This is a genomic window from Streptomyces fulvoviolaceus (genome assembly GCF_000718165.1).
GTDB classification, from domain to species: Bacteria; Actinomycetota; Actinomycetes; order Streptomycetales; family Streptomycetaceae; genus Streptomyces; species Streptomyces fulvoviolaceus.
In genome coordinates this window covers 1-636 of sequence record NZ_JOEY01000159.1, presented here as the reverse complement: position 1 = coordinate 636, position 636 = coordinate 1, and the positions used below count along the sequence as shown (strand labels likewise).

Genomic DNA, 636 nt, shown 5'->3' with positions numbered 1-636 from the left:
CCGGTGGGCCGGGTCGATCACCAAGGCCACGCATGATCAGTGGGCGCTCGCCCGGCGTGGCCAGCTCGCCCACATCCAGTCCCTTGAGGCGGGGATCCGTACGATCGCGCACCGGCTGGCGCTGCCGGTCGGCGCCAAGGCTCGAAGAAGGCGCCGGGCGGCTACCGCAGCAGGCGGGAGTGGCACGCCAAAACGCGTCGCCTGCAGGTGCTGGAGGACCGGCTGGCGCGCGAGCGGGCCGACCGGGAGGCCGGGACCGTGCACGTCGTACGCGGCGGGAAGCGGCTGGCCGGTACCCGCCGCCACCTGTCTGCCGCGCAGCTCACCGGGGCCGGCTGGCGCCGATGGTGGGAAGCGTCGCGCTGGTACTTGCAGGCCGACGGCGAGTCCGGCAAGCGCTACGGCAACGAGACCCTCCGTATCAGCCCGGACGGCGAGGTGAGTATCAAACTCCCGGCCCCGCTGATGGAGTTGGCCAATGCCCCGCATGGCCGGTACGTGCTGGCCTGCCGGGTCGGCTTCCCGCACCGCGGGCCCGAGTGGGCGGACCGGGTGGAGGCGAACCGGGCGGTCGCCTACCGCATCCACTACGACACGGCACGGGGGCGCTGGTATGTGACCGCCTCCTGGCAGATC

Annotated in this window: 1 pseudogene; it reads left to right on the top strand. The window is 73.0% G+C overall.

Annotation, left to right across the window (positions count from 1 at the left end):
- Positions 1-636: pseudogene (locus IG08_RS55490) on the top strand (IS200/IS605 family accessory protein TnpB-related protein); the annotation flags it as partial.